This window comes from Brevundimonas sp. AVps23W, from assembly GCF_058681395.1.
This window is the reverse complement of the sequence record NZ_CM178738.1, coordinates 464,968-486,677: the sequence shown is the minus strand read 5'-3', so window position 1 is coordinate 486,677 and position 21,710 is coordinate 464,968. Positions and strand designations below refer to the sequence as shown.

Here is a 21,710-nt window from a genome sequence, read left to right as displayed (position 1 = left end):
CCCAGCTCTGTCGTTGCTACGTACTTGTACAAGGTCGTATGAAGGCTGAAAAAACGTTACGACTAAATGCTTCCGCCTTGAGGATCCGCCGCTGTTACCGCTCCTATCTGCGGGATTACCGCACCGCCAAGCCCTGCAACTGAGAATCGCTCTCGCTGTTACCTTGTCGGCCCGGCGTTTTCATGTCCTAACGGCCGAGGCCCGTCGGGCGTCCGGAAAGGCCGCCGTCCGAACAAGCCTGCTTTACTTCCTGGACGAGGCGCCCGCGGGCCTGACACAGACGGAGCTGGCGCAGCGTCTTGAGATAACCGGGCCCAGTCTCACGCGTCAGCTCGACAAACTGGAGGCGCTCGGGTTCGTCAGCCGGCGCCGCGTGCTCGGAGACGGACGGGTTCGTCTGATCATGCTGGAACCGGCCGGACGCGAGGCCTTGATGGAACTGGACATCCTCGCGGCCGAGATCCGCGACCGCCTCTTTATGGATATTCCGGAAGCCGACCTGGAAGCGACGCAGCGGGTGCTAGAGACCGTGGCGGAACGACTGGCTACACACCCGGCGCTGCCGCCAGAAATGGCTTAACCCGCCGCCCCCAGCGCCATCAGCCCCGCCCGCGACGGGCACAGGTCGGCGATGACGCAGGCCAGACATTTGGGCTTGCGCGCCGTGCAGGTGTAGCGCCCGTGCAGGATCAGCCAGTGGTGGGCCTTGGGCAGCCATTGCTCAGGCACGACCTTGAACAGCTGGGCCTCCACCTTGTCCGGCGTGCCCGCATTGGCCAGGCCCAGCCGGTGCGAGACGCGGAAGACATGGGTGTCCACGGCGATGGCGGCCTCGATCCCCAGCTCGTTCAGCACCACCGAGGCCGTCTTGCGTCCCACGCCGGGCAGGGCCTGAAGATCGGTGCGGTTCAGCGGAACCTCGCCGCCATGCTGCTCCAGCACCAGGCGGGACAGGGCGATGACGTTGCGCGCCTTGCCGCGATACAGGCCGATGGAGGCGATATAGGGGACCAGTCCCTCCTCCCCCAAAGCCAGCATCTTCTCCGGCGTGTCGGCGACCTGGAACAGGCGGTCGGTGGCCTTGTTTACCGCGACGTCCGTGGTCTGGGCCGACAGGGCCACGGCGACGACCAGGGTGAAGGGGTTGGAGAAATTCAGCTCGGTCTTCGGCTCGGGCATGATCCCGGACAGCCGCTCGAAAATGGTCTCGACCCGGTCTTCGTCCGGCGGCCAGCGCAGCACCGGCACGGAGGCGCCGGTCATCACCGCCGGGCGTTTCGCACCGGGCTTGAGCTTGGCGACAGGTTTCAGGGCCTTGGTCGGCTTCATGCCTCGCTGTCGCCGTCGTCGCGGCGCGGGTCAAGACCCAGGGGCGCCAAGCCTTGGGCTCTCAGGGCCGCATCCGCCGCCCGTTCGCCCTCCATCCAGGCCCCGTGGGCCGTGCCGTAATAGACCGGCGCCGTCGCCTCGCCGGCCAGGAAGATCCGGTCCTCGACCGCCGTCCGCAGTTTCGCCCGGTCGCCCGCATGACCCGGCAGGGCGTGGGAATAGGCGCCGCACGACCAGGGATCGACGCCCCAGTTCGACACGGCCACGGCCTCCAGCCGGCGCCGCATGTTCGACCCCAGGGCCGCGACCAGTTCGGACACGGCGAAATCAACCAGGGCGGCGGGGCCTTGCGCCTCCAGCCCCCAGGCCAGCCCAGCCCCGAAATAGGCCTCGATCATCGGCCGCCCAAACGGCCGCAGATGATAGCCGCCGGTCTCGGCCGTATCGGTCCGCGTCCACAGCTGGGTGTCGGGCTGAAAATCCCCCGCCCCCCGCACCGTCATATGCACCTTGGAGGCCAGGCCCAGGGGCACGCCCGCCGTCGCCTCCAGCCAGGCCGGAACCGGCGGATCGATCCGCACCGTCTCGCTGGCGATCAGACTGTTGGGAACCGTCAGGATCACGATCCGCGCCGTCAGCTCGCCCCGGCTGGTCTCCAGCCGCAGCAGGGGGCCGGACCGGTCGATCCGCCGCACGGCGCAGTCGCGCACCACCGCGTCGGACACGGCGTCGCCCAGCCGGGCGATCAGCCGGCCATAGCCCTCGCGCACCCGCCAGTTGACCCCGGTGTCGCCATAGGCGTCATAGTCCAGGCTGGACACCTCGGCGAAGCGCGCGCCGTTCAGAGCGCCCGAGATGGCGTCCATCCGGGCGTTCCAGCGACAGTCCGGGTCAAAGAAGTCGGAGGCGGGCCGGTCTTCGCCCCGCCCATCCCGAACCAATGCGGCGGCTTCCGTCACACGCTGGTCGAAAGCGGCGAAGGCCTCGCCGAACTCGGCCTGATCGGCGCGGGTCATTTCATGGTCGAAGGCCTGGGTTCGCCACGGGGGCGGAGTCTGGTCCAGCGTCAGCCCCTCGGCCTCGACCCGCCCGGCCAGAACATTGTCGTCGGCCGAGTGCAGCCAGCCGCAGCCCATGTCCAGGCCCTCGCCTTCGACCCGCGCCGTCCAGGCGCGGCCGCCGATCCGGTCACGGGCCTCCAGCACCAGAACCGACAGGCCCGGCCGCATCAGCCGGCGTGCGGCGGCGATCCCCGCCGCCCCCGCGCCGATGACCGCCACATCGACCTGGGACGGCAGCGGATGGGAGGCGGAAACACGAACGGTCATGGGACGGAAATACACGAAAACCGCTCGTGATCCGGATTCTTCAGGATGGACATTGATTTTTGGACGGCGACGTCCATTTTAGCGCCGCTTCAAAACGCCGCACCCTCCCCCGGATGTCCCCATGTCGCCTGAACTGAAGAAACGTCTGCCGCTGATCACCGCCGTCCTGGTGGGTCTCGCCCTGATCGCGGGCGGGATCGTCTGGTGGATGAACGGTCAAAGGTGGGAGAGCACCGACAACGCCTTCGTCCAGGCCGACACCACCCTGGTCAGCCCCCAGCTGGCCGGCCGCGTGATCGAGGTCTTTGTGGGCGACAACCAGCGCGTCGAGGCCGGTCAGGTTCTGGTCCGGCTGGACGACGCCGACCAGCGCGCCGAACTGGCCCGCGCCGAAGCCAATCTCCAGGCCGCCATCGCCGCCGTCGGCAATGTCGACGCCCAGGCCGTACAGGAACAGGCCACCATCGCCTCCCGCGCCGCCGCCGTGACCCAGGCCCAGGCCCAGGCCGGTCTGGACCGCGCCGAGGTCGAGCGCTACGGCAAGCTGGCCCAGCAGGGCTGGGTCTCGCAACAGCGGATCCAGACCGAGCGCGCCTCGGCCGCCACCTCCGACGCCAGCGTGAAACAGGCCCAGGCCGCCCTGGTCGCCGAGCAGCGCACCGCCGGGGTGCTGGGCTCGACCCGCGAACAGAGCGTCGCCGCCGTCGAACAGGCCCGCGCCCAGGTCGAGACGGCCCGCATCGCCCTGGAACGCACCGTCATCCGCGCCCCCATCGCCGGCGTCGTCGGCGCCCGCAGCGTCCGGGCCGGCCAGTTCGTCAACGCCGGAACCCAGCTGCTGTCGATCGTGCCCCTGACCCAGACCTATGTCGTGGCCAACTTCAAGGAGACCCAGCTGGACCGGATGCGTCTGGGCCAGACGGTCGAGATCTCGGCCGACGCCTTCCCCGGCCGCAAGATCGAGGGTCGGATCGACAGCTTCGCCCCCGCCACCGGCTCCGAATTCGCCCTGATCCCGGTCGAGAACGCCACCGGCAACTTCACCAAGATCACCCAGCGCGTCCCCGTGCGGATCGTCGTCGCCGGCGCCGACCGCGGCCTGGCCCTGCGTCCCGGCCTGTCGGTGGACGTCAAGGTCGATCTGAAGAGCCACGGCGGCCAAAGCTTCGCCGACGCCTCCATCGGAGCGTCCCGCCCGTGACCGCCGCCGACCCGGCTGCGGCTGGGGGCGGGGTCACGCAACAGAGCCCCGTCGCCGGCCATCCCGAGATCAACTGGACCATGCTGCTGCTCGGGTTTTCCGGGATGGTGGTGGGTCAGTTCATGGCCATTCTGGACGTCCAGATCGTCGCCGCCTCCCTGCCCCAGATCCAGGCGGGGGTCGGCGCCTCGTCCGACGAAATCAGCTGGATTCAGACCGCCTATCTGATCCCCGAGGTGGTGATGATCCCCCTGTCGGGCTTCCTGTCGCGGCTGTGGGGCACGCAGAAGGTCTTCCTGGCCTCCTGCGCCGGCTTCGTGGTGATGAGCATCGCCACCGGCCTGTCGAACTCCATCGACACCATGATCCTGTTCCGGGCCATCCAGGGCTTCGTCGGCGGGGCCATGATCCCGACCGTCTTCGCCGTGGCCTTCACCGCCTTTCCGCCGGACAAGCGGGTGACGGCCAGCGTGGTCATGGGGTTGATCGTCACCCTGGCCCCGACCGTCGGCCCGACCCTGGGCGGTCACCTGACCGAATGGCTCAGCTGGCGCTGGCTGTTCTTCATCAATGTCGCGCCGTGCCTCGTGGTCCTGTTCCTGGTCGGCCGGTTCGGCAACTTCGACCGGGGGGACCCCTCCCTGGCCAAGGGGTTTGACTGGTGGGGCCTGTGCTTCATGGCCGTCTTCCTGATGAGCATGCAATACGTCCTGGAAGAGGGCGCAGATAACGACTGGTTCAACGACACCACCATCCTGTGGCTGACGGTGATCGCCGTGGTGACGGGGCCGATCTTCGTCTGGCGCTCCCTGGCCTATCGCCAGCCGATCGTCGAGTTGCGCGCCTTCGGCAACCGCAACTTCCTGGTCGGCTTCATCATGACCTTCATCGTCGGCTTCGCCCTCTACGGCGGCACCTTCCTGCTGCCGCTGTTTCTGGGCCGGGTGCGGGAATATTCGTCGGCCGAGGTGGGCACGACCATGATCGTCTCGGGCCTGGCCATGTTCGCCACCGGCCCCTTCGCCGGGCGTCTGGTGCGCCAGCTGGACGCGCGCGTGCTGATGTTCGGCGGCTTCATGCTGTGCGCCTGGGGCATGTGGGAGGCCCGGATGGTCACCGACGAATGGGGCTTCTGGGAGTTCGCCTCGGTTCAGGCCTTCCGCGGCGTGGGCATCATGCTGGCCATGATCGCCGCGCAACAGGTGACCATGGCCACCCTGCCGCCGCACATGGTCAAGAACGCTTCGGGCCTGGTGAACCTGTCACGCAACGTCGGCGGCGCCGTCGGCCTGGCCATATTGAACACCGGCCTGACCACCGACACCGCCGTCCACATGGGCGAGCTGACCAGCCGCATCGCCCAGAGCGACCAGTCCATGCGTGAGATGATCGCCGGCATGGAACAGAGGTACGCCCACACCATCGACCCGGCGGCCTCGGCGATGAAGGCCGTCTATAGTCTGCTGCAGAAACAGGCCAACACCCTGGCCTTCGGCGACGCCTTCGCTCTGCTGGGCATCCTGTGCGCCTTCGCGGCCTTCGTCACCCTGATGGCCCAGCCGGTCAAGGTCCAGCCGGGGGCGCCCCCGTCGGACATGCACTGATGGGGCGCCGCCTGGGTCAGATCGACGAGAAGAAGAGCGAGGCCATTCTCGACGCCGCCATGACCCTGTTCGCGGACAAGGGAATGACGGCTTCGATGGAGGAGATCGCCCGCCTCGCGGGGGTGTCCAAACAGACGGTCTACAACCGCTTCGCCTCCAAGCTGGAGATCGCCCGGGCCATGGCCAGCCAGCGATCCGACGCCGTGGCCGCGCCGCTCAAGGCGCCCGGCGCCCCGCTCGCCGTGCTGGAGGCCCTGGCGCTGGGCCTGCTGGACCGCGTCTGCGACCCGCACAAGGTCAGTTCGGTGCGGGGCGTGGTTCTGATGTCGATCGAGGCGCCCGAGGTCGCTCAGGTCGTCTATGAGGCCGGGCCCTTGCGCGGCCTCAAACTGCTGTCGGCCTGGCTGGCGGACCAGACGCGCGCCGGCCGGCTGGCCGTGCCCGATCCCGACGAGGCGGCCGAGATGTTCACCGGCCTGGTGCTGGGCCACGGCCATCTGCGGGCCATGCTGAACATCCCCCAGATCGACGCCGACCGCCGCGCCCGTCGCGCCCGCGAGGCCGCCCGCCTCTTCGTCGCGGCCTATGCGCCCACCGTGGATCGCGCTAGTTGATGCGGGTCGCGTAAAGGAGTTCGCCCATGCTGATCCACCTGTCGTCCTGGCCCGAGATCGACGCCCGCATCGCGGCGGACCAGCAACTGTCCAAGACGGTCGTGGTCCCCATCGGCTCCAACGAGCAGCACGGACCCACCGGCCTTCTCGGCACCGACTGGCTGTGCCCCGAGATCATCGCCCACGAGGCCGAGCGCACGGACGCCGCCCTGATGGTCGCCCCCACCTTCAACATCGGCATGGCCCAGCATCACCTGGCCTTCGCCGGCACCATCTCCCTGCGCCCCTCCACCTTCATGGCCGCCATCACCGACTGGGTCTCGTCGCTGAGCCGGCACGGGTTCGAGCGGATCTATTTCCTGAACGGCCACGGCGGCAACGTCGCCACCATCGAGGCGACCTTCTCGGAAATCTACGCCGAATGGAGCTTCATGGAGGAGGAGCCGCCCTTCATCCTGAAGCTGAAAAACTGGTGGGACCTGCCCGGCGTCCAGGGCCTGTGCAACTCGATCTTCCCCACCGGCCACGGCATGCACGCCACCCCGTCCGAGATCGCCGTGACCCAGGCCGCCTATCCCGACCGGATCAAGACGGCCGACTATTCGCCCCAGATCGCGCCCAGCGGCCCGATCCGCGACGCCCTCGACTATCGCGCCCGCTTCCCCGACGGCCGCATCGGCTCCGACCCGGCCCAGGCCAGCCCTGAAAAAGGTCGCCGCATCATCGACCTGGCCGTCCCCGCCCTGCTGTCCGACGTCGCGGCCTTCGCCGCCGAGGCCCGACCCGGAGAAGCCCCTGGAGACGCGTCCTGACCCGCAAGACCCGCGCCGCCCCGACCCCTGCGGTCCTGGGCGCCGAACTCCTGTCCGCCTCGGCCGAGGTCATCGCCGCCCGCACCACCCTGATGGCCCAGGGCCTGACCGACCCCAGGGGCCAGGACCCGGTCGAACTGGCGTTGATGAGCTCGGAAAAGACCGAGGCCATGGCCGCCTCCGCCGCCGCCCTGACCGCCAGCGCCGGCGCCGTCGGCGAACGCCTGGGCCGCGACGCCATGAACGAGGGCGCCCGCGCCCTCCAGGCCGCCACCGAAATCGCCGGCGCCCGCACCCCGGCCGAAGCCGCCCAGGCCCAGATCCGCTACGCCCTGGGCTGGTGGAGCCGCGCCGCAGGCCAGGCCCAGACCCTGACCGCCGAACTGACCCAGGCCCACACCGACGCCCTCACCCCCATCCACAAGACCGCCGTCGCCAACGCCAAACGGCTGAGGAAGACGTAGGGCGTCTCCTCCCCACGCCGTGGGGAGGGGGACCGCGCGTAGCGTGGTGGAGGGGCTCTTTCCGCCCCCCCCCCGTCATCCTCGGGCTTGCCCCGAGGACCGGGCGCCGATCGGGCGCTGCGCTAGTATCATCGCACCAGCGGCGGCCCCTTCGATCCTCGGGTCAAGCCCGAGGATGACGGCGTGGGGTCCAAAGGCGGACATTACGAAGGGCTGCTTGGGGTAGAAAGCGGACTTTCAGTAGTCCATTGTTCAAGCCGAAACTGTGCGAGGGCGGGGTCAAATGCTTCTCCGTATAGACGATGACCGAGTCATTTTCAGTCGTCGAATGTATCGCGACCCTCCGGGAGTTCGCGTTCTCGACCGGCACGGTCGCGAGACACGTTTTGATCTTGGCGGACGGTTCGCGAATTTCAGGCAGTCCTCCGATGGATCACTTCTGCTTCGCCACGACACGGGCGTGGCAATCGTCGATCCCGACGCGCAATTCACGATGCGCGAACTGGACGAGACCGAACTGGCCGACAACGAAGTAAACTGGTCCATCAGCTTCTTCGATGCGCTGGTCGATACCGATAGAGGCTGCTTTGCCCGGTTTGAACTCGATGACGCGGCGTTGTCTCATGACCCGGAGACAGGTCCGACCGATGCGCTTCTCATGTCGGATCGCCGTTCGCTTGCGATCACCATTCATAAAACTTCGCATGTCGCGATCTTCGAACCCTTAGGGCGAACCACGAGACTACTCCCCCTTCCGGTCGGCCTCGGCGGAGCTTCGAACGCCGTCGTGATCGGAAGCGACTTGTGGTTCATCTGCTACGACAGATTTTGTCATCTCGACCTGAGCACAGGAGCTGTTCGTGCATCGGAGGTTTTGCAACCGCAGTTTTACGCAGAGAACGGGCTGATGAGCTCCGGCTTCGTGGGCGTGCCACGTTTCTCAGAATCGTTGTCGAACTGGTTGCTCCCCCGGCCCTATAGCGGAGACATCCTTATCATGTCCGGCGAAAGCCTTGCGCCGGTTTCACGTATCGCGACAGGCGGCAGACCTTACGATGCCGTGGAGTTCGACGATGGGTCGCTCTTGATCTTAGATCACCCATTTGACGTTGTCTGTTCGGCGCACGTCCGAGATGCGGTTTCGATTTAGGGATGTCTGCTTAGGGTCGGACCACGACATCGACACCAGCGCGGAAAGCGGACATTGGCTCCACAGCCCAAAAGCGGACGCGCCGACCAGCCGCTAGGGGTGGTTACTGGACCTTGGCGTTGCGGCGACGGAAATAGTCCCAGATCGACTTCACGACGTTCGCACCAATCACGATCCCCACCATCGGCCAGAGCCAACGGTCTGGAATGTCGGCCCCGATGTCAAAATGAAGAAACGCCCAGAACACTACGACCAATGCCAGTGTTCCAGCCCACAAGATGATTGAGTTCTTAGCGTCGCGACTCATGGCTGGCTTCCCTCTTCACAGTGCAGCTTACTGCCACGCAGCATGTCCGCAACGGATCGATTTGCGGAATCGGCGTCTGATCGCACTGCAGACACTGCCGCGCCCTCCTGTCCCCTCCCCGCCTTGCGGGGAGGGGGACCGCGAAGCGGTGGAGGGGTTCTGGCCGCCGCACAGACGCCGGCCTTGCGGACACGCCCCCTCCGTCACGGCGCGGAAGACGCGCCGCGCCACCTCCCCCAGAGGGGGAGGAGACAGACGCGGTCTCCTCCTTCCTTCTCACCGCAGCGGCAAAAACAACTCCGCCGCCGCCCCCATCTCCGGCTCCCCCAGGAACAGCCGCTGGCAGTAGATCGGAAAGTCCCGCATCTCCTCCCCGCTGGCCGGCAGCCACTCGCGGTACAGATACAGGGCGGCCGGCTCCAGATTATGGGTGTCGCCGACGACACGCAGCACGGCGCACCGCCCGCCGGGGATTTCGCCCGCCTTCACCGCCGGGTCCTCCGCCTCCACCCGCTGACCGGGGTTCAGCCCGACGCACAGGTCCATCCGATAGTCGGCGGGGTCGGCGGGGCGGCGTTCCGAATGCCAGATGTTGAAGGTCGGATTGGTCTGCGGCGACAGGCCGGCGGCCTTTCGCCAGGCGATGAACCGCTGGACCGTGGCGTCGATGGTCGCGGGATCGCCGCGATGCTCGAAGATCGCCACCCGGATCGGGGGCGTCTCCCGGATGCTGACCTGATCGGGGCTGAAGGGCGTCTGCATGAGCCTGCTCCGGGCTGAGTTGAGGGGCCCGAAGGCCTGAAGCCACGGCGCCCAGTCGGGTGATTTGCGGAAATCGGACGGCGACTGCCGGAACCTCTGGCGAAAGGCGCGGGCGAAGGCGTCGGGCGTCTCGTAACCGGCGTCCAGGGCGATGTCGGTCACACTGGGCCCCGACCCGCCCGCCAGCCGTTTGGAGGCCTGTCGCATCCGCGCGAGCTGGACGTAACGGTGCAGAGACACCCCAAAGGTCGCCTTGAACTGCCGATGGAAATGGAATTTGGAAAAGGCCGCGACACCGCTGACCGTCTCCAGGTCCAGATCGCCGTCCAGATGCCGGTCGATATGATCCAGCACCCTCAGCATCCGGGCATGATAGTGGTCCAGCGCCGTCGTCATCGTCCTCATCCGTCGTGATGGGCCCAGATTGGCGCCCGCCCCCGTCGCGCGCTCGCCCGATCTTGCGGTTTGGACGGGACGCGAACCCGAAGGCCGCCTAAGCCGCGCCGGTCCCCTTCTCGCGGTGTGGGCATCCTGGCCAGCAGCAGGGGCGGCGTTTGCCGTCGCTCAGGTTCTCGCGCCCCCAGTCGATCCGCTTCAGCCGCGTCTCGGTCTTCTTCGCCTGTTCGACCCAGCAGATCCATTCGTTGCGGGCCAGGGGCGTGATCGCCATCCAGGTCGCCACGGCTGCGGCGTCCCGGCTCAGCGCCGCCCGCAGATCGGCGGGCAGCGGATGGACGACGCCGCCGGGCAGGTCTGTCTCATCAGCCATGCCTCATGGTCGCAGCCCCGGACGCGGGCCGCAAGCCGCGTGCGGCCGGAAACCAAAGTGAAGTCTGAACTTGACTGTTTTCGGGCAAAAAAGTTAGTGAAGTTCAGGCTTCACCAACTGAGAGGGCGTCATGACCGTCAAGTTCGACAGCTTCGAGATGGACGAGGCGTTCGCCTGTCCGGTGCAGAGGCTCTTTTCGGCGTTCACCGATCCGATGACCAAGCGCGCCTGGTATGCCGATGGCGCACACGCTGAGACGCACGAAACGCTGGAGTACACGCTCAATCCGCAAGTTGGCGGCAAGGAGGTCTTTCGCCTGGCGCTGAACGACAAGACGCCCGCGCCCGGCCTGGAAATCCATATGGAGGGAGAGTGCGTGGCGCGCATAGACAATACACTGCTCGTCTATGCCTCGCGGATGAGCGCGCATGGCCAGGTGGTCTCGATCACCAACGAGACCTTTGAATTCGCGCCCGACGGCGCGGGCGCGCGGCTACGCCTGACCCAGCAAGGCACCTACCTCGAGGGCTCAGACGGTCCCGAGTTGCGCAGGCGCGGCCACGAACAGTTGTTTTCCGACCTGCGACGCCATTTGGCCGGCTGACCATGTCGAGCGACCTGCAGACCCTGTCGCCCGGCGCCGTCGAGGGGATCTTTGTCGCCCTCGGCGACAATACCCGGCGAAGCATCTTCTTTTCGTTGATGGAGCGCGAGCAATCCATCAAGGAGCTCGCCACGCCCCTGGGGATCACCCTGACGGGCCTCGGCCAGCACATCAGGGTGCTGGAGGCCGCGCAGCTCGTGAGCAGCCGAAAGGTTGGACGTGAGCGACGATGCATGATCGACCCCGCAGGGCTGGAGCGCCTTGAAGCCTTCGCGCAGTTGCAGCGGTCGCTCTGGCGATCCCGCTTCGACACCCTCAGACAAATCCTGGAAGCGCCCTAGGCATCGAGCCGCCCCTCGTTTCGTCATCCTCGCCCTTGTGGCGAGGATCCATACGCCCGGTGTGTCCGCAGGGCGCACCCCCTTCGAACACCGGGCGTATGGATCCCAGGGACAAGCCCTGGGATGACGGTTTGAGAATTGCGAGGGGGAACCTAGGTCCACTTCATCGCCCGCCCCCCTCGCAACACGTCCGAGGGTGGCGGGCGGCGGCCGTCAGGCGATCTCGACCACCTTCAGCTTGGGCTTCTTCAGCTTGGGCTTGGCCGGGCGGACCGCCTTCTTGGCGGCCTTTTCGGCCTTCTTGGCTTCCTTCTCGGCCAGTTTCGCGGCCTTCTTGGCGGCCTTGGCCTCGGCCTTGGCGGCGTCGGGGGCGGCGTCGGCGGCGGCGGCCAGTTCGGCCAGCTGGGCCAGGAAGGTCTCGCGCTGGCCCTTGGGCAGCAGGGCCATGATCCGCTTGTCGGCGGCCTCGACCAGCGGCCGGGCGGCCTCCAGACGGGCGGCGCCCTCCGTGGACAGACGAACCGCCTTGGCGCGGGCGTCCAGGGTCGAGCGTTCGCGCTCCAGCAAGCCCTTGGCGGTCATCCGCGTGACCAGGTCGGCCAGGGTCGAACGGTCGATGCCGGTCATCCGCACCAGTTCCGTCTGGGTCAGGCCGGCCTTCAGCGAGGCGGCCTCAAGCACCGCGAACTGGCGCTGGGTCAGGCCGTCGGCGCCCGTCTCCTCGGAATAGATGTCCAGCGCCAGCTGAAGCGCGCGGTGCATCAGATGGCTGGGCGAGGTGGCCAGAGGCCCGACCTTGCGCAACGCCTTGCCTGACTTGACCATATTGACCGTCCCCCGATTGTCTTTCGTCCGCACGCGTACCAGCGGCGCTTTACGATTTGACGCGAGAAGTATGTCGGTTACGCGACATTTTGTCTGTGCGCTACCGCGCTTCCGTCAAAGTCCCGTGTCCGGCGAGATCGGGCCGGGCTCTTCGTCCTTGGTCATGTTGCGCATGATCAGCGGCACCTGCGACAGGCCGAAGACCGAGGCGGCGATCCACAGAACGCCGCGGAAACTGGTCCAGACGTCGTTCGGATTGGGCGTGTCGCGGCCCAGGGCGTGCCAGAGGGCGGTGACGGCGGCGGGGCTGCGGAAGATTTCGTTCAGCACGGCCACGGTCAGGAAATACAGGCCATAGCGCAGGGTCAGGGTCCGCCAGGCGGCATCATTGACCTTGATGGCCGAGCCCAGCAGGGCCTTGAACGGATATTTGCCCAGCGGGATCGAGCCCAGCAGGATCACCGCCAGCAGGCCGTTCTGCACCGTCAGCTTCAGCTTCACATACAGGTCGTCGTGGGTGAAGACGGTCAGCAGGCCGAACACCAGGGCGAACAGGCCGGTGATCAGCGGCAGGGGCGCGAACCGCCGCTCGACGGCATAGCCAATCCCCAGGGCCAGGGCCGAGGCCCCGACCAGCACCCAGGTCGCCAGGATCATGTCCCGCGTCACGAAATAGCTGATCATGAAGGCGGCCAGGGCGCCGAAATCCACCAGCTGGCGGATCCACTGACGGTTCTTCTTCTCGGGCGCGGGCGTCGTCTCGGTCATCTCAGTCTTCCAGTCCCACCAGGGAGCGGGCGAAGGCGCGGGCGTCGAAGGGTTGCAGATCCTCCACCCCCTCCCCCACGCCGATCAGCATCAGGGGCGCATCGGAGGCCTGGGCCACGGGCACCAGCACCCCGCCCCGCGCCGTCCCGTCCAGCTTGGTCATCACCACCCCGGTGACGAAGGCGGTGCGGCCGAAGATCTGTTCCTGGGCCAGGGCGTTGCGCCCCACCGTGGCGTCCAGCACCAGAAGCGTGTCGTGCGGCGCCTCGGGGTCCACCTTCTTCAGCACCCGCACGATCTTCAGCAGCTCGTCCATCAGGGCCGACTTGTTCTGCAGCCGCCCGGCCGTGTCGATCAGGACGACGTCGAACCCCTCGGCCCGCGCCTTGGCATAGGCGTCGAACGCCAGGCCGGCCGCGTCGGCCCCGTCGCGGCGGCTCTCGAAATCGGCCCCGGCCCGGTCGGCCCAGACCTTCAGCTGTTCGCGGGCGGCGGCGCGGAAGGTGTCGCCGGCGACGATCATCACCTTGGCGCCCTTGCCCGTCAGGTCGGCGGCGATCTTGCCCAGGGTGGTGGTCTTGCCCGAGCCGTTGACCCCGACGAACAGCACCACATAGGGTTTGGGCCCGCTCAGCGGATCGAAGGTGGCCTGACGCGGCGACAGCTCCGCCGCCACCGCCTCGGCCAGGGCTTCCTTGACCTCATGTTCCTGGGCGTCCTTGCCGAACTTCAGCGCCCGGAACCGTTCGACGATCCGCGCCGAGGCCGCCGGCCCCAGGTCGCTTTCCAGCAGATGTTCCTCCAGCTGCTCCAGCGCCGCCTCGGACAGGGGTTCCTTGACGAAGCTGGCGACGACCTGGTCGGTCATCTGTTTGGAGGAGCGCGAGAGCCCCGCGGACAGGCGCTGGAACCAGCCCTTTTTCGGCGTATCGTTCATGGATCAGGCTCTAGCGCGCCCGCCGCGCCCCGTCACGCGCCAATGGCGGGGCAAAAAGCCCCGCGTCCTACAACACCCTGAACCACGGCCCCTGCCGTTCCTCCCCCAGCATCAGGTCGGTCAGGGCCCAGACCAGGGCGTCGGCCCGGTCCAGACTGCCCGTCTCGTCCCCGCCCAGGGCCATCAGCTCCTCCTCCAGGTCGCGGAACCGGCCCAGGTGCGTCACCCGCCCCTGTTCGTACAGGGCCGCCACCGGCTCGGCCCGCATCCGCTTGCCGCGCGTGGCCCGCACCTCGCGCACCACCACCTCGGGGTCCAGGGTCTTCAGCACATGGGCCACCATGTCCCCGCCCTGGTTGACCTCGGCCACAATAGCCCCGGCCCCGAACTCGGCGGCGCAGGCCAGGGCCCGCCGCGCCCAGCCGTCGGGGCTTAAGCCCCGCATCGACCGGTCGGCCAGGACATAGGCCTGGGTCCCCGCCCGCCCCGCCGCCACGATGCCGCAGGCGTCGCCCCCCGGCGTGGTGGTCGGATCGATCGCCACCACCACCCGGTCGAACCGCTCCGGCGCCGCCCCGGCGTCCAGATTGGCCTGACGATTGGCTTGGGCCAGATCCTCCGCCCGGAACAGCGCCCCTTCGACGTCGAGGATCAGCCCCTCCATCTCCTGCGCCGCCCGCCGCGTGCCGCCGTACAGGTCCTCCAGCCGCGCGATCACCCCCGGCGCCAGATGTTCGGCATTGTCCCGCGTCGGCGCATGGGTGGTCACACACCCGGCCTCGGCCCTCAGCGCCTTCAGCGCCGCCATCGGCCGGGGCGTGGTCGTCACCACCAGACGCGGGTCCCGCCCCAGTCTCAGCCCCAGGCGCAGCATGGCCAGGGTCTCGTCCGGCCGCGCCCAGGCGCAGAATTCGTCGGCCCAGGCCCCGGCGAACTGCGGCCCGCGCAGGCTGTCGGGGTCCTCGGCGGAAAAGGCCCAGGCCTCGGCCCCGCTCGGGAACACCAGCCGCCGCCGCGTCGATTCATAGACCGGCCGCGCCCGCCCCCGCCAGCGCGGCAGGGCGTTGATGCCGCTGGGCCCGCCGATCATCACCTCGCGCACATCGTGCAGGGTCGCCCCCACCAGGGCCAGCCGCCCGCCGCGCCCCAGCCGCTCGGCCTCGTCCGCCGCCCACGACGCCCCCGCCAGGGTCTTGCCCGCCCCCCGTCCGCCCAGAAACAGCCAGGCGGACCAGGCGTCCTCCGGCGGCTTCTGCGCCGTCCTCAGCACCAGCTCCGGCCCCGGCTCCGCGTCGTCGTCCAGCCCACCCGCGTCCAAAGCCTCTCGCGCCGCCTCGGGCCAGACCACATAGGGCAGGGGCGCCCCCGTCGCCGCGCGCAGGCCCGCGATACAGCGCAGGATTTCGCGAAACTCGGGCAGACGCCCCAGGCGGCATGCCGCCTTGCCCAACGCGATCAGGGCCTCCATCGACAGATCCGGACGCTCGGGGTCCCATTCGAACCCCATCAGGGCGGCTCTCGCCTCCTCCAGCGTCCGCGTCTCCGGCGCCGCCGTCCCCTTCAGGAAGTTGGCCGGCAGGGACTCGCGCGGCGTCTGCCGGAAGAACCCGCGCTTGTGCATCTGGGTTTCCAGCGTGCCCTTGGAGACGCCCAGCTCGGCCGCCATCGCGCGCGCGGTCTTGTGCCGCTCGTTCATGTATCGTGGGCCGATCTCCTCGTCCCACACCTTATCCGTGAATATGCTCTTGGCTCCCATGCGCCCAGTATTCGCGCACCCGCTCCTCAGGCGCGCAAATAGGCCCTCGCGCGCCTCAAGCCGCTGAAGTCACAGACTTTCGATCGTCCAGTTATAAGCGCTGGACCGCCCAACCCATCATAATTCGGGCCAGAACCCGCCGATCAGTGCTGGTTCTGCGGCAACCGCACCACCAGGCCGTCCAGCGCCTCCGACACCCGGATCTGGCACGACAGCCGGCTGTTGGGCTCGACCTCTTCGGCGAAGTCCAGCATCGACTCCTCCATGGCCGAGGGTTTGCCCGCCGCCTCGCGCCAGGCCTCGTCGACATAGACATGGCAGGTGGCGCAGGCGCAGGCCCCGCCGCAATCCGCATCGATCCCCGGCACATTGTTCCGGATTGCGCCCTCCATGACGGAGAGCCCCGGTTTCACGTCAACGACGTGCTCGGTTCCGTCATGCTCGATATAGGTGATGCTGGCCATGCGCCGCTCATATCAAGCCGGAGAGATGGCGCAAGGGCGCTGATCGACGGCGCAGCCGCTCCATGGCATCATCCCCCAATGACCGACAGGCGCAAGATCCCCGCCGCCCCGCCCGCGCGCCCTACGGCGGCGTCCCCGGACGCGACCGGTCAGGGCGTGACGGAAACCCTGCGCCAGTCGCTCGAACCCCGGCACCATGCATACTGGAGCCGCCGAATGTTGGTTCTGGAAGGCGGCGCGCGCCTGTACCTCGATCTGGACGACCTACGACAGGATCGCGCGACAGACTGACCGAACTGTCGGGCTTGGTTACAACCTGAAGGTCGGCAAACGAAAAACGGCCACCACAGACGTGGTGGCCAAGTTCGTTGACGCTATGGCGATCCTCAGTACCGCCAGGTTTAGAGAGCTAACTCAGGTCCGCGGCCAGCGACGGGTATGGCGCACAACGTGCTCCACACGACCGAAGCGGAGGCGAACATAGGAAGTGACATACACGACCGGTTCCATCCTCATCTCCTGCGAGAGGGGTTGCGGGATGAGCCGGGGCGTGCGAATCCTAATCTTGTCACAGAGTCAGATCGTGCCGTTTCCCGGCTCGGTTCGATTTTACGGCGGCCCAGGCCTCGGCCTGGGTCGTTCCGTTTCCGGCGCCGCGCCGGCCTTCATTTTTTCATCGCAATCCTTTCCGCAGGCCCTCGCCCGAATCCGTCGAGCGTTTGCCTACCCCTGCCGTAAACCATCTTTCGACGCAGCCGACAAGTCCTATCGGGCAGTTTTGTCATTTCCGCTATCGGCAGCCGATTGCGCGCCCGTGGATTTTGTGCTTAATGACGGGGAGATCGGAGCATGCCATGAATGACACCCCTAGGTTTCGGAGCCCGCCGTCGCCGTACATAGGCTTGGCGCGCGCAGTAGAGCGTGTGGAACTCCTTTATTCAAAAGCTCGTCACTTCTCGGTGCCGGTGGCGACTGCCGCTGATGCTTGGGGAATGAAAGCGACGAGTAGCTCGACGCTCCAGACCATAGCTGCTCTGCTGCAGTATGGTTTGCTGGAGGATGACGGAAGCAAAGGTGCTCGACGGGTGAATGTCAGCTCACTCGGGCTTTCCATCGTTACCGATAAGCGGCCCGATAGCGCAGATCGCGATAAATTCATCAAACAGGCTGCGCTTAACCCCCCGGTTTTCCGCGAACTTTGGGACGAATTCGGCGAGGCGAGCTTACCTGACAGCGCCGTTATTCACGCGCTAACCTATGCTCGTCGAACGGCGAGTAAGGCCCCTTTCAGCGACGAAGCCGCGAAGGATGTCATCCGTGTCTACCGAGAAACGATAAGCTTTGCTCGATTGGGGGAGATCGATGGTCCAGCCAACCCCGACACGCTTGAAAATGGGCCGTTCGCCGTTGTCGGCGATATCATTCAATGGGCTCCGGGTGGCAGTCTAGCGCTGCCGGAACCCGCCCGAGTTCGGTTCGTCTCGCCTGACAATGCGTGGGTGTTCATCGAGGGCAGCGAGACCGGTATTCCGATGCGAGAGATTGAGATTGTTGCGCCAGCGCCGCCCCCCTACTCTGCTCCGCCACCCTCGACCCCACCCCCGCCGCGTCTTCCGGTAGACGATGGGGTTGTTGGGACGCCTGCCCACGCTGCCGTCGGGTCCGATAACATCAAGCTGACGATAGATGGGGGCCGAGTCCTCATTACCGCTTCTGTCGATTTGGCCGGGCTTCGCAGGCTACAGAAAAAGTTAACGGGGATTGCCGCCCTTTTGGAAGACGATCATACCTCGGATTAAGTCCGGCTACATGCCGAAGGAGAAGTGACGCGATCTATCGCTGATTTATATTACCGCCGACCGTACTCACTTGGCTCCGCCTACCGTGTTACTGTTTCTGGCTCGGTGTACTGTCTTCCAAATCTGATTACCGGATGCATACCAATGTCTGTGTCTAGCACCGATTAGTCGACTGATTCGCGTAAAATCAAATTTTAAAAGATGAATTCTATGACCGAGCCATTGAAGCCGAACGAAGCGCATACCGACTACGGCACAGCGAAAGACTACGTTCAATCGGCGTACGCACTCATGGTCAGTGACGTACGCATGAAGCAGCAGACCGATCTCACGTTCTTCCTTTCCTTTCATCAACTTTGCGGATTCGCCACGGAACTCTACCTCAAGTCATTTCTTCGTTTTAATAATCATCCTGAGAAGGAGCTTAAAGGAAAGAGCGGGCACGACCTGCCTCATCTACTAGCTCTATGCCAAGGTTATGGCCTCTCTGACAAAGGTGCTGACTTTCTGGTCGGCGTTTTGGGCGAACACCACGGGACCTACGAGTATCGCTATTTGAAGCCAGAATCGAAGTTCGAGCAGAGCGATATCGCTTCCGTTTTCGACGCCTTTTCGACCTTGGACATCGCTGTCGATACATTGATCGGTGCGAGCGAAGCATACGGAAAGACACCTGAAGGTGCGTGGGTCTTCCCCAAAGCACTGTCAGTCTGGCGTCACTGAACTCGCCGAGCACCGCAACATTTCGAAAGCCGCCGGTCGCCCTTCGGATCGCTATGCCGTCTAGCATTTTGGTAGGGTATATGGGTCGCCAGTAACCTCATGGTCCCGATCAGCGAATGTCTACTTCCGGCGCTACGTCTATATTTTCTTCTGGCGCAACCTAGCCCCTCACCCCTCCGCCGCCACATACACCCACGCTTCCGCCCCCGCCTCCGTCGTCACGCGCACCCTGCGATAGGCCTCGCCCTCATAGGCGTCGGCGGCGGTCAGGTCGGCGGGGGTCAGGGGGTAGAGGCGGCCGGGGACGGGCGGGGCGTCGTCCGTCGTCGGGATCAGGATCGGATAGTGGGTCAGGCCGGTCTCGGCCGTGATCTGGGGGTCGTCAACCGGGATGTGCGACAGGCGAAAACCGCTCAGTCGGTCCGGGGCGCCGGGCTCCAGAACGTGGCCGAAGACGGCCGTCTGGACCGCCGGGTCCTGCAGCGTGCCATAGGCGAACAGCAGGACCTCAGCGGTCATTGACGCGGCGGCGTCGGCGGTCAGGCCGCCTGTTTCTTGCGGCTGGGGGCGACCATCAGCTTCTTGGTTTCGGCGATGGCCTTGGCCGGGTTCAGGCCCTTGGGGCAGACCTGGGCGCAGTTCATGATGGTGTGGCAGCGGTACAGTTTGAACGGGTCTTCGAGGTCGTCCAGACGCTTCTGCGTGGCGTCGTCGCGGCTGTCGGAGATCCAGCGATAGGACTGCAACAGCGCCGCCGGGCCGAGGTATTCCTCCTGGTTCCACCAGTAGCTGGGGCAGGAGGTGGAGCAGCAGGCGCACAGGATGCACTCGTACAGGCCGTCCAGTTTTTCGCGCTCGGCCGGGGTCTGGAGCCGTTCCTGTTCCGGGTCGGGCTCGTCCGACTGGAGATAGGGCTGGATCGAGTCGTACTGGGCGTAGAACAGGCTCAGGTCCGTCACCAGGTCCTTGATCACCGGCTGGTGCGGCAGGGGGGCGATGGTGATGTTGTGCGACGCGCACTCGTCCCAGCCCTTGGTGCAGGCCAGGGTGTTGCGCCCGTCGATGTTCATCGAGCAGGAGCCGCAGATCCCCTCGCGGCACGACCGCCGGAAGGCCAGGGTCGGGTCGATCGAATTCTTTATATGAATCAAGGCGTCCAGCAGCATCGGACCGTGATCGTCGGTCGAGACCTCATAGACGTCCCAGCGCGGGTCGGCGTCGACCTCGGGGTCGTAGCGATAGACCTTGTAGGTCTTGACGTTCTTGGCGACGGCCGGGGCCTTGTGGACCTTGCCCTTGGTGGGCTTGGAGCCGCGGGGGAGGGAGAGTTGAACCATCTGCGTTCGACCTCAGTAAACCCGAGCCTTGGGCTCGATGTACGCGATGTCGTCGGACATCGTGTAATTGTGCACGGGGCGGTAGTCGATCTGGACCTGCTCGCCCGGACGCTTCCACGCCAGGGTGTGTTTCATCCAGTTTGCGTCGTCCCGGTCCGGATAGTCCTCGCGGGCGTGGGCGCCGCGCGATTCCGTGCGGTTCAGCCCGCTCTCGATGGTGACGACGGCCTGGGCGATCAGGTTGTCGTACTCCAGCGTCTCCATCAGATCCGTATTCCAGATCAGGCCGCGATCGGTGGTCTTGATATCATCCCCCGCCGCATCGATCGCCCGCAGCTTGTCCACGCCCTGCTGCAACGTCTCGCCGGTACGGAACACCGCTGCATCGGCCTGCATGGCTTTCTGCATCGCAAGCCTAAGTTCGGCAGTCGAACTGGAACCGTTGGCGTTACGGAAGCGATCCAGGCGGGCCAGGTGGGCGTCGGTCTGGGTCTTGGAGGCGGACGGCACAGCCGAGGCCTTGTCCACCACCTCGCCGCAGCGCAGGCCGACGGCGCGGCCGAACACCACCAGGTCGGTCAGGGAGTTGGAGCCCAGGCGGTTGGCGCCGTGCACCGAGACGCAGGCCGCCTCGCCCACAGCCATCAGGCCGGGCACCACGCTGTCGGGGTTGCCGTCGCGCAGGGTCAGGACCTCGCCGTGATAGTTGGTCGGTATGCCGCCCATATTGTAGTGGACGGTCGGCAGGACCGGGATCGGCGCCTTGGTCACGTCCACGCCGGCGAAGATCTTGGCGCTTTCGGAAATGCCCGGCAGGCGCTGGTGCAGGATCTTGGGATCCAGGTGGTCCAGGTGAAGGAAGATGTGGTCCTTGTTCGGGCCCACGCCGCGGCCCTCACGGATTTCGATGGTCATGGAGCGCGAAACCATGTCGCGCGGGGCCAGGTCCTTCACGGTCGGCGCATAGCGCTCCATGAAGCGCTCGCCTTCCGAGTTGGTCAGATAGCCGCCTTCGCCACGCGCGCCCTCGGTGATCAGGCAGCCGGCGCCATAGATGCCGGTCGGGTGGAACTGGACGAACTCCATATCCTGCAAGGGCAGGCCGGCGCGCAGCACCATGGCGTTGCCGTCGCCGGTGCAGGTATGGGCCGAGGTGGCCGAGAAATAGGCGCGGCCGTACCCGCCGGTGGCGAGCACGACCATCTTGGCGCGGAACTGGTGAAGCTGACCGTTGTCGAGTTGAAGCGCCGTCACCCCGGTGCAGGCCTGAGTTCCATCAGACTGGGCCTGCATGATCAGGTCGAGCGCGAAATATTCGACGAAGAACTTCACTTCCCGACGCACCGACTGGCCGTACAGGGTGTGCAGGATGGCGTGGCCGGTGCGGTCGGCGGCGGCGCAGGTGCGCTGCACCGGGCCTTCGCCGAAGTTGCGGGTCATGCCGCCGAAGGCGCGCTGGTAGATCTTGCCTTCCTCGGTGCGCGAGAAGGGCACGCCCCAGTGTTCCAGCTCGTAGACGGCCTTGGGCGCGTTGCGGACCAGATATTCGATCGAGTCCTGGTCGCCCAGCCAGTCCGACCCCTTGACGGTGTCGTACATGTGCCACTGCCAGCTGTCCTCGCCCATATTGCCCAGCGAGGCGGAGATGCCGCCCTGGGCCGCGACGGTGTGCGAGCGGGTCGGGAAGACCTTGGTGACGCAGGCGACCTTCAGTCCCTGCTGAGCGGCGCCGAGCGCGGCGCGAAGGCCCGAGCCCCCGGCGCCGACGACGACGACGTCGTATTCGTGGTCGATCAGTTCGTAAGCGGCCATCAGG

Annotated in this window: 25 protein-coding genes; 12 read left to right on the top strand and 13 right to left on the bottom strand. The window is 66.4% G+C overall.

All coding sequences use genetic code 11. The features are described 5' to 3' along the window. Positions 1-163: 163 nt before the first annotated feature. The gene (locus ACW177_RS02325) at positions 164-580 is read left to right on the top strand and encodes a MarR family winged helix-turn-helix transcriptional regulator (RefSeq protein WP_492027055.1); all 417 of its coding nucleotides are present in this window, start codon (positions 164-166) and stop codon (positions 578-580) included. Here ACW177_RS02325 and nth read toward each other — a convergent pair. Together nth and ACW177_RS02315 are read right to left on the bottom strand one after the other, a co-directional pair. Then, a complete protein-coding gene (gene nth, locus ACW177_RS02320) occupies positions 577-1,329 on the bottom strand; it encodes an endonuclease III (protein WP_492027054.1) in 753 nt (250 codons plus the stop codon). The two genes, ACW177_RS02325 and nth, sit on opposite strands and share 4 nt — an antisense overlap. Beyond that, positions 1,326-2,657 carry a flavin monoamine oxidase family protein gene (locus tag ACW177_RS02315; RefSeq protein ID WP_492027053.1) on the bottom strand — a complete coding sequence of 444 codons (1,332 nt, stop codon included), beginning with the start codon at positions 2,655-2,657 and terminating at the stop codon, positions 1,326-1,328. Before ACW177_RS02315 ends, nth begins: the two co-directional genes overlap by 4 nt. 121 nt (positions 2,658-2,778) lie before the next feature. Between ACW177_RS02315 and ACW177_RS02310 the strand changes: the two genes are divergently transcribed. From ACW177_RS02310 to ACW177_RS02285, 6 genes are all read left to right on the top strand, one after another. After that, complete coding sequence (locus tag ACW177_RS02310) at positions 2,779-3,858, top strand: HlyD family secretion protein (RefSeq protein WP_492027052.1); 1,080 nt, start codon at positions 2,779-2,781, stop codon at positions 3,856-3,858. After that, entirely contained in the window at positions 3,855-5,462 is a 1,608-nt protein-coding gene (locus ACW177_RS02305; protein WP_492027051.1) for a DHA2 family efflux MFS transporter permease subunit, read from the top strand. The genes ACW177_RS02310 and ACW177_RS02305 overlap by 4 nt, the downstream gene beginning before the upstream one ends. After that, on the top strand, positions 5,462-6,076 hold the full coding sequence (locus ACW177_RS02300; RefSeq protein ID WP_492027050.1) for a TetR/AcrR family transcriptional regulator: 615 nt from the start codon (positions 5,462-5,464) through the stop codon (positions 6,074-6,076). The genes ACW177_RS02305 and ACW177_RS02300 overlap by 1 nt, the downstream gene beginning before the upstream one ends. 26 nt (positions 6,077-6,102) lie before the next feature. Beyond that, positions 6,103-6,888 carry a creatininase family protein gene (locus ACW177_RS02295; protein ID WP_492027049.1) on the top strand — a complete coding sequence of 262 codons (786 nt, stop codon included), beginning with the start codon at positions 6,103-6,105 and terminating at the stop codon, positions 6,886-6,888. 92 nt (positions 6,889-6,980) lie between these two features. Then, positions 6,981-7,352 (top strand): phasin, encoded by a 372-nt coding sequence (locus ACW177_RS02290; RefSeq protein ID WP_492027048.1) that lies wholly within the window; start codon positions 6,981-6,983, stop codon positions 7,350-7,352. 283 nt (positions 7,353-7,635) lie between these two features. Further along, positions 7,636-8,502 carry a hypothetical protein gene (locus tag ACW177_RS02285; RefSeq protein ID WP_492027047.1) on the top strand — a complete coding sequence of 289 codons (867 nt, stop codon included), beginning with the start codon at positions 7,636-7,638 and terminating at the stop codon, positions 8,500-8,502. 103 nt (positions 8,503-8,605) lie between these two features. On the opposite strand, the gene ACW177_RS02280 is transcribed toward ACW177_RS02285, so the two are convergent. The 3 genes from ACW177_RS02280 to ACW177_RS02270 form a co-directional block, all read right to left on the bottom strand. Next, positions 8,606-8,809: a hypothetical protein gene (locus ACW177_RS02280; RefSeq protein ID WP_492027046.1), complete on the bottom strand. Its 204-nt coding sequence runs from the start codon at positions 8,807-8,809 to the stop codon at positions 8,606-8,608. Positions 8,810-9,085: 276 nt separating this feature from the next. Then, positions 9,086-9,967, bottom strand: coding sequence for an AraC family transcriptional regulator (locus ACW177_RS02275; RefSeq protein WP_492027045.1), 882 nt, complete (start codon positions 9,965-9,967; stop codon positions 9,086-9,088). Between the two features lie 97 nt (positions 9,968-10,064). Then, the gene (locus ACW177_RS02270) at positions 10,065-10,340 is read right to left on the bottom strand and encodes a YdeI/OmpD-associated family protein (protein WP_492027044.1); all 276 of its coding nucleotides are present in this window, start codon (positions 10,338-10,340) and stop codon (positions 10,065-10,067) included. 130 nt (positions 10,341-10,470) lie between these two features. On the opposite strand from ACW177_RS02270, the gene ACW177_RS02265 reads away from it, so the two are divergent. Continuing rightward, positions 10,471-10,944 carry an SRPBCC domain-containing protein gene (locus ACW177_RS02265; protein ID WP_492027043.1) on the top strand — a complete coding sequence of 158 codons (474 nt, stop codon included), beginning with the start codon at positions 10,471-10,473 and terminating at the stop codon, positions 10,942-10,944. Positions 10,945-10,946: 2 nt separating this feature from the next. Then, complete coding sequence (locus ACW177_RS02260; RefSeq protein ID WP_492027042.1) at positions 10,947-11,285, top strand: ArsR/SmtB family transcription factor; 339 nt, start codon at positions 10,947-10,949, stop codon at positions 11,283-11,285. A gap of 213 nt (positions 11,286-11,498) precedes the next feature. Here ACW177_RS02260 and ACW177_RS02255 read toward each other — a convergent pair whose 3' ends face one another. The 5 genes from ACW177_RS02255 to ACW177_RS02235 form a co-directional block, all read right to left on the bottom strand. Continuing rightward, positions 11,499-12,110 (bottom strand): MarR family winged helix-turn-helix transcriptional regulator, encoded by a 612-nt coding sequence (locus ACW177_RS02255; protein ID WP_492027041.1) that lies wholly within the window; start codon positions 12,108-12,110, stop codon positions 11,499-11,501. 114 nt (positions 12,111-12,224) lie between these two features. Further along, positions 12,225-12,878 (bottom strand): inner membrane-spanning protein YciB, encoded by a 654-nt coding sequence (locus ACW177_RS02250; protein WP_492027040.1) that lies wholly within the window; start codon positions 12,876-12,878, stop codon positions 12,225-12,227. A 1-nt stretch (position 12,879) separates the two neighbouring features. Next, positions 12,880-13,815 carry a signal recognition particle-docking protein FtsY gene (gene ftsY / locus ACW177_RS02245; protein WP_492027039.1) on the bottom strand — a complete coding sequence of 312 codons (936 nt, stop codon included), beginning with the start codon at positions 13,813-13,815 and terminating at the stop codon, positions 12,880-12,882. Positions 13,816-13,882: 67 nt separating this feature from the next. After that, positions 13,883-15,511 carry a DNA-packaging protein gene (locus tag ACW177_RS02240; RefSeq protein WP_492027038.1) on the bottom strand — a complete coding sequence of 543 codons (1,629 nt, stop codon included), beginning with the start codon at positions 15,509-15,511 and terminating at the stop codon, positions 13,883-13,885. 203 nt (positions 15,512-15,714) lie between these two features. Further along, complete coding sequence (locus tag ACW177_RS02235) at positions 15,715-16,035, bottom strand: 2Fe-2S iron-sulfur cluster-binding protein (RefSeq protein ID WP_267515239.1); 321 nt, start codon at positions 16,033-16,035, stop codon at positions 15,715-15,717. 78 nt (positions 16,036-16,113) lie between these two features. On the opposite strand from ACW177_RS02235, the gene ACW177_RS02230 reads away from it, so the two are divergent. From ACW177_RS02230 to ACW177_RS02220, 3 genes are all read left to right on the top strand, one after another. Beyond that, positions 16,114-16,326 (top strand): hypothetical protein, encoded by a 213-nt coding sequence (locus tag ACW177_RS02230; protein ID WP_492027037.1) that lies wholly within the window; start codon positions 16,114-16,116, stop codon positions 16,324-16,326. 632 nt (positions 16,327-16,958) lie between these two features. Beyond that, positions 16,959-17,834, top strand: a complete 876-nt coding sequence (locus ACW177_RS02225; protein WP_492027036.1) for a hypothetical protein — start codon at positions 16,959-16,961, stop codon at positions 17,832-17,834. Between the two features lie 210 nt (positions 17,835-18,044). Further along, positions 18,045-18,557, top strand: a complete 513-nt coding sequence (locus ACW177_RS02220; RefSeq protein ID WP_492027035.1) for a hypothetical protein — start codon at positions 18,045-18,047, stop codon at positions 18,555-18,557. Positions 18,558-18,725: 168 nt separating this feature from the next. Here the strand turns inward: ACW177_RS02220 and ACW177_RS02215 are convergent, their stop codons facing one another. Genes ACW177_RS02215 through sdhA form a run of 3 tightly spaced genes read right to left on the bottom strand, consistent with a single transcriptional unit; the run spans position 18,726 to position 21,706 of the window. Then, positions 18,726-19,076 carry a gamma-glutamylcyclotransferase family protein gene (locus ACW177_RS02215; protein ID WP_492027034.1) on the bottom strand — a complete coding sequence of 117 codons (351 nt, stop codon included), beginning with the start codon at positions 19,074-19,076 and terminating at the stop codon, positions 18,726-18,728. A 20-nt stretch (positions 19,077-19,096) separates the two neighbouring features. Next, positions 19,097-19,894: a succinate dehydrogenase iron-sulfur subunit gene (locus ACW177_RS02210; protein WP_492027033.1), complete on the bottom strand. Its 798-nt coding sequence runs from the start codon at positions 19,892-19,894 to the stop codon at positions 19,097-19,099. A 12-nt stretch (positions 19,895-19,906) separates the two neighbouring features. Continuing rightward, positions 19,907-21,706 carry a succinate dehydrogenase flavoprotein subunit gene (sdhA, locus tag ACW177_RS02205; protein ID WP_492027032.1) on the bottom strand — a complete coding sequence of 600 codons (1,800 nt, stop codon included), beginning with the start codon at positions 21,704-21,706 and terminating at the stop codon, positions 19,907-19,909. Positions 21,707-21,710: the final 4 nt, after the last annotated feature.

What these genes read in the sequence shown, in the direction of transcription:
- ACW177_RS02210 (WP_492027033.1), bottom strand. Translation starts at nt 19,894, where the DNA reads ATGGTTCAACTCTCCCTCCCCCGCGGCTCCAAGCCCACCAAGGGCAAG.
- ACW177_RS02240 (WP_492027038.1), bottom strand. Translation starts at nt 15,511, where the DNA reads ATGAACGAGCGGCACAAGACCGCGCGCGCGATGGCGGCCGAGCTGGGC.
- ACW177_RS02280 (WP_492027046.1), bottom strand. Translation starts at nt 8,809, where the DNA reads ATGAGTCGCGACGCTAAGAACTCAATCATCTTGTGGGCTGGAACACTG.
- sdhA (WP_492027032.1), bottom strand. Translation starts at nt 21,706, where the DNA reads ATGGCCGCTTACGAACTGATCGACCACGAATACGACGTCGTCGTCGTC.
- ACW177_RS02260 (WP_492027042.1), top strand. Translation starts at nt 10,947, where the DNA reads ATGTCGAGCGACCTGCAGACCCTGTCGCCCGGCGCCGTCGAGGGGATC.
- ACW177_RS02315 (WP_492027053.1), bottom strand. Translation starts at nt 2,657, where the DNA reads ATGACCGTTCGTGTTTCCGCCTCCCATCCGCTGCCGTCCCAGGTCGAT.
- ACW177_RS02290 (WP_492027048.1), top strand. Translation starts at nt 6,981, where the DNA reads ATGGCCCAGGGCCTGACCGACCCCAGGGGCCAGGACCCGGTCGAACTG.
- ACW177_RS02310 (WP_492027052.1), top strand. Translation starts at nt 2,779, where the DNA reads ATGTCGCCTGAACTGAAGAAACGTCTGCCGCTGATCACCGCCGTCCTG.
- ACW177_RS02230 (WP_492027037.1), top strand. Translation starts at nt 16,114, where the DNA reads ATGACCGACAGGCGCAAGATCCCCGCCGCCCCGCCCGCGCGCCCTACG.
- ACW177_RS02250 (WP_492027040.1), bottom strand. Translation starts at nt 12,878, where the DNA reads ATGACCGAGACGACGCCCGCGCCCGAGAAGAAGAACCGTCAGTGGATC.
- ACW177_RS02285 (WP_492027047.1), top strand. Translation starts at nt 7,636, where the DNA reads ATGCTTCTCCGTATAGACGATGACCGAGTCATTTTCAGTCGTCGAATG.
- ACW177_RS02220 (WP_492027035.1), top strand. Translation starts at nt 18,045, where the DNA reads ATGACCGAGCCATTGAAGCCGAACGAAGCGCATACCGACTACGGCACA.
- nth (WP_492027054.1), bottom strand. Translation starts at nt 1,329, where the DNA reads ATGAAGCCGACCAAGGCCCTGAAACCTGTCGCCAAGCTCAAGCCCGGT.
- ACW177_RS02275 (WP_492027045.1), bottom strand. Translation starts at nt 9,967, where the DNA reads ATGACGACGGCGCTGGACCACTATCATGCCCGGATGCTGAGGGTGCTG.
- ACW177_RS02265 (WP_492027043.1), top strand. Translation starts at nt 10,471, where the DNA reads ATGACCGTCAAGTTCGACAGCTTCGAGATGGACGAGGCGTTCGCCTGT.
- ACW177_RS02235 (WP_267515239.1), bottom strand. Translation starts at nt 16,035, where the DNA reads ATGGCCAGCATCACCTATATCGAGCATGACGGAACCGAGCACGTCGTT.
- ftsY (WP_492027039.1), bottom strand. Translation starts at nt 13,815, where the DNA reads ATGAACGATACGCCGAAAAAGGGCTGGTTCCAGCGCCTGTCCGCGGGG.
- ACW177_RS02215 (WP_492027034.1), bottom strand. Translation starts at nt 19,076, where the DNA reads ATGACCGCTGAGGTCCTGCTGTTCGCCTATGGCACGCTGCAGGACCCG.
- ACW177_RS02270 (WP_492027044.1), bottom strand. Translation starts at nt 10,340, where the DNA reads ATGGCTGATGAGACAGACCTGCCCGGCGGCGTCGTCCATCCGCTGCCC.
- ACW177_RS02300 (WP_492027050.1), top strand. Translation starts at nt 5,462, where the DNA reads ATGGGGCGCCGCCTGGGTCAGATCGACGAGAAGAAGAGCGAGGCCATT.
- ACW177_RS02255 (WP_492027041.1), bottom strand. Translation starts at nt 12,110, where the DNA reads ATGGTCAAGTCAGGCAAGGCGTTGCGCAAGGTCGGGCCTCTGGCCACC.
- ACW177_RS02295 (WP_492027049.1), top strand. Translation starts at nt 6,103, where the DNA reads ATGCTGATCCACCTGTCGTCCTGGCCCGAGATCGACGCCCGCATCGCG.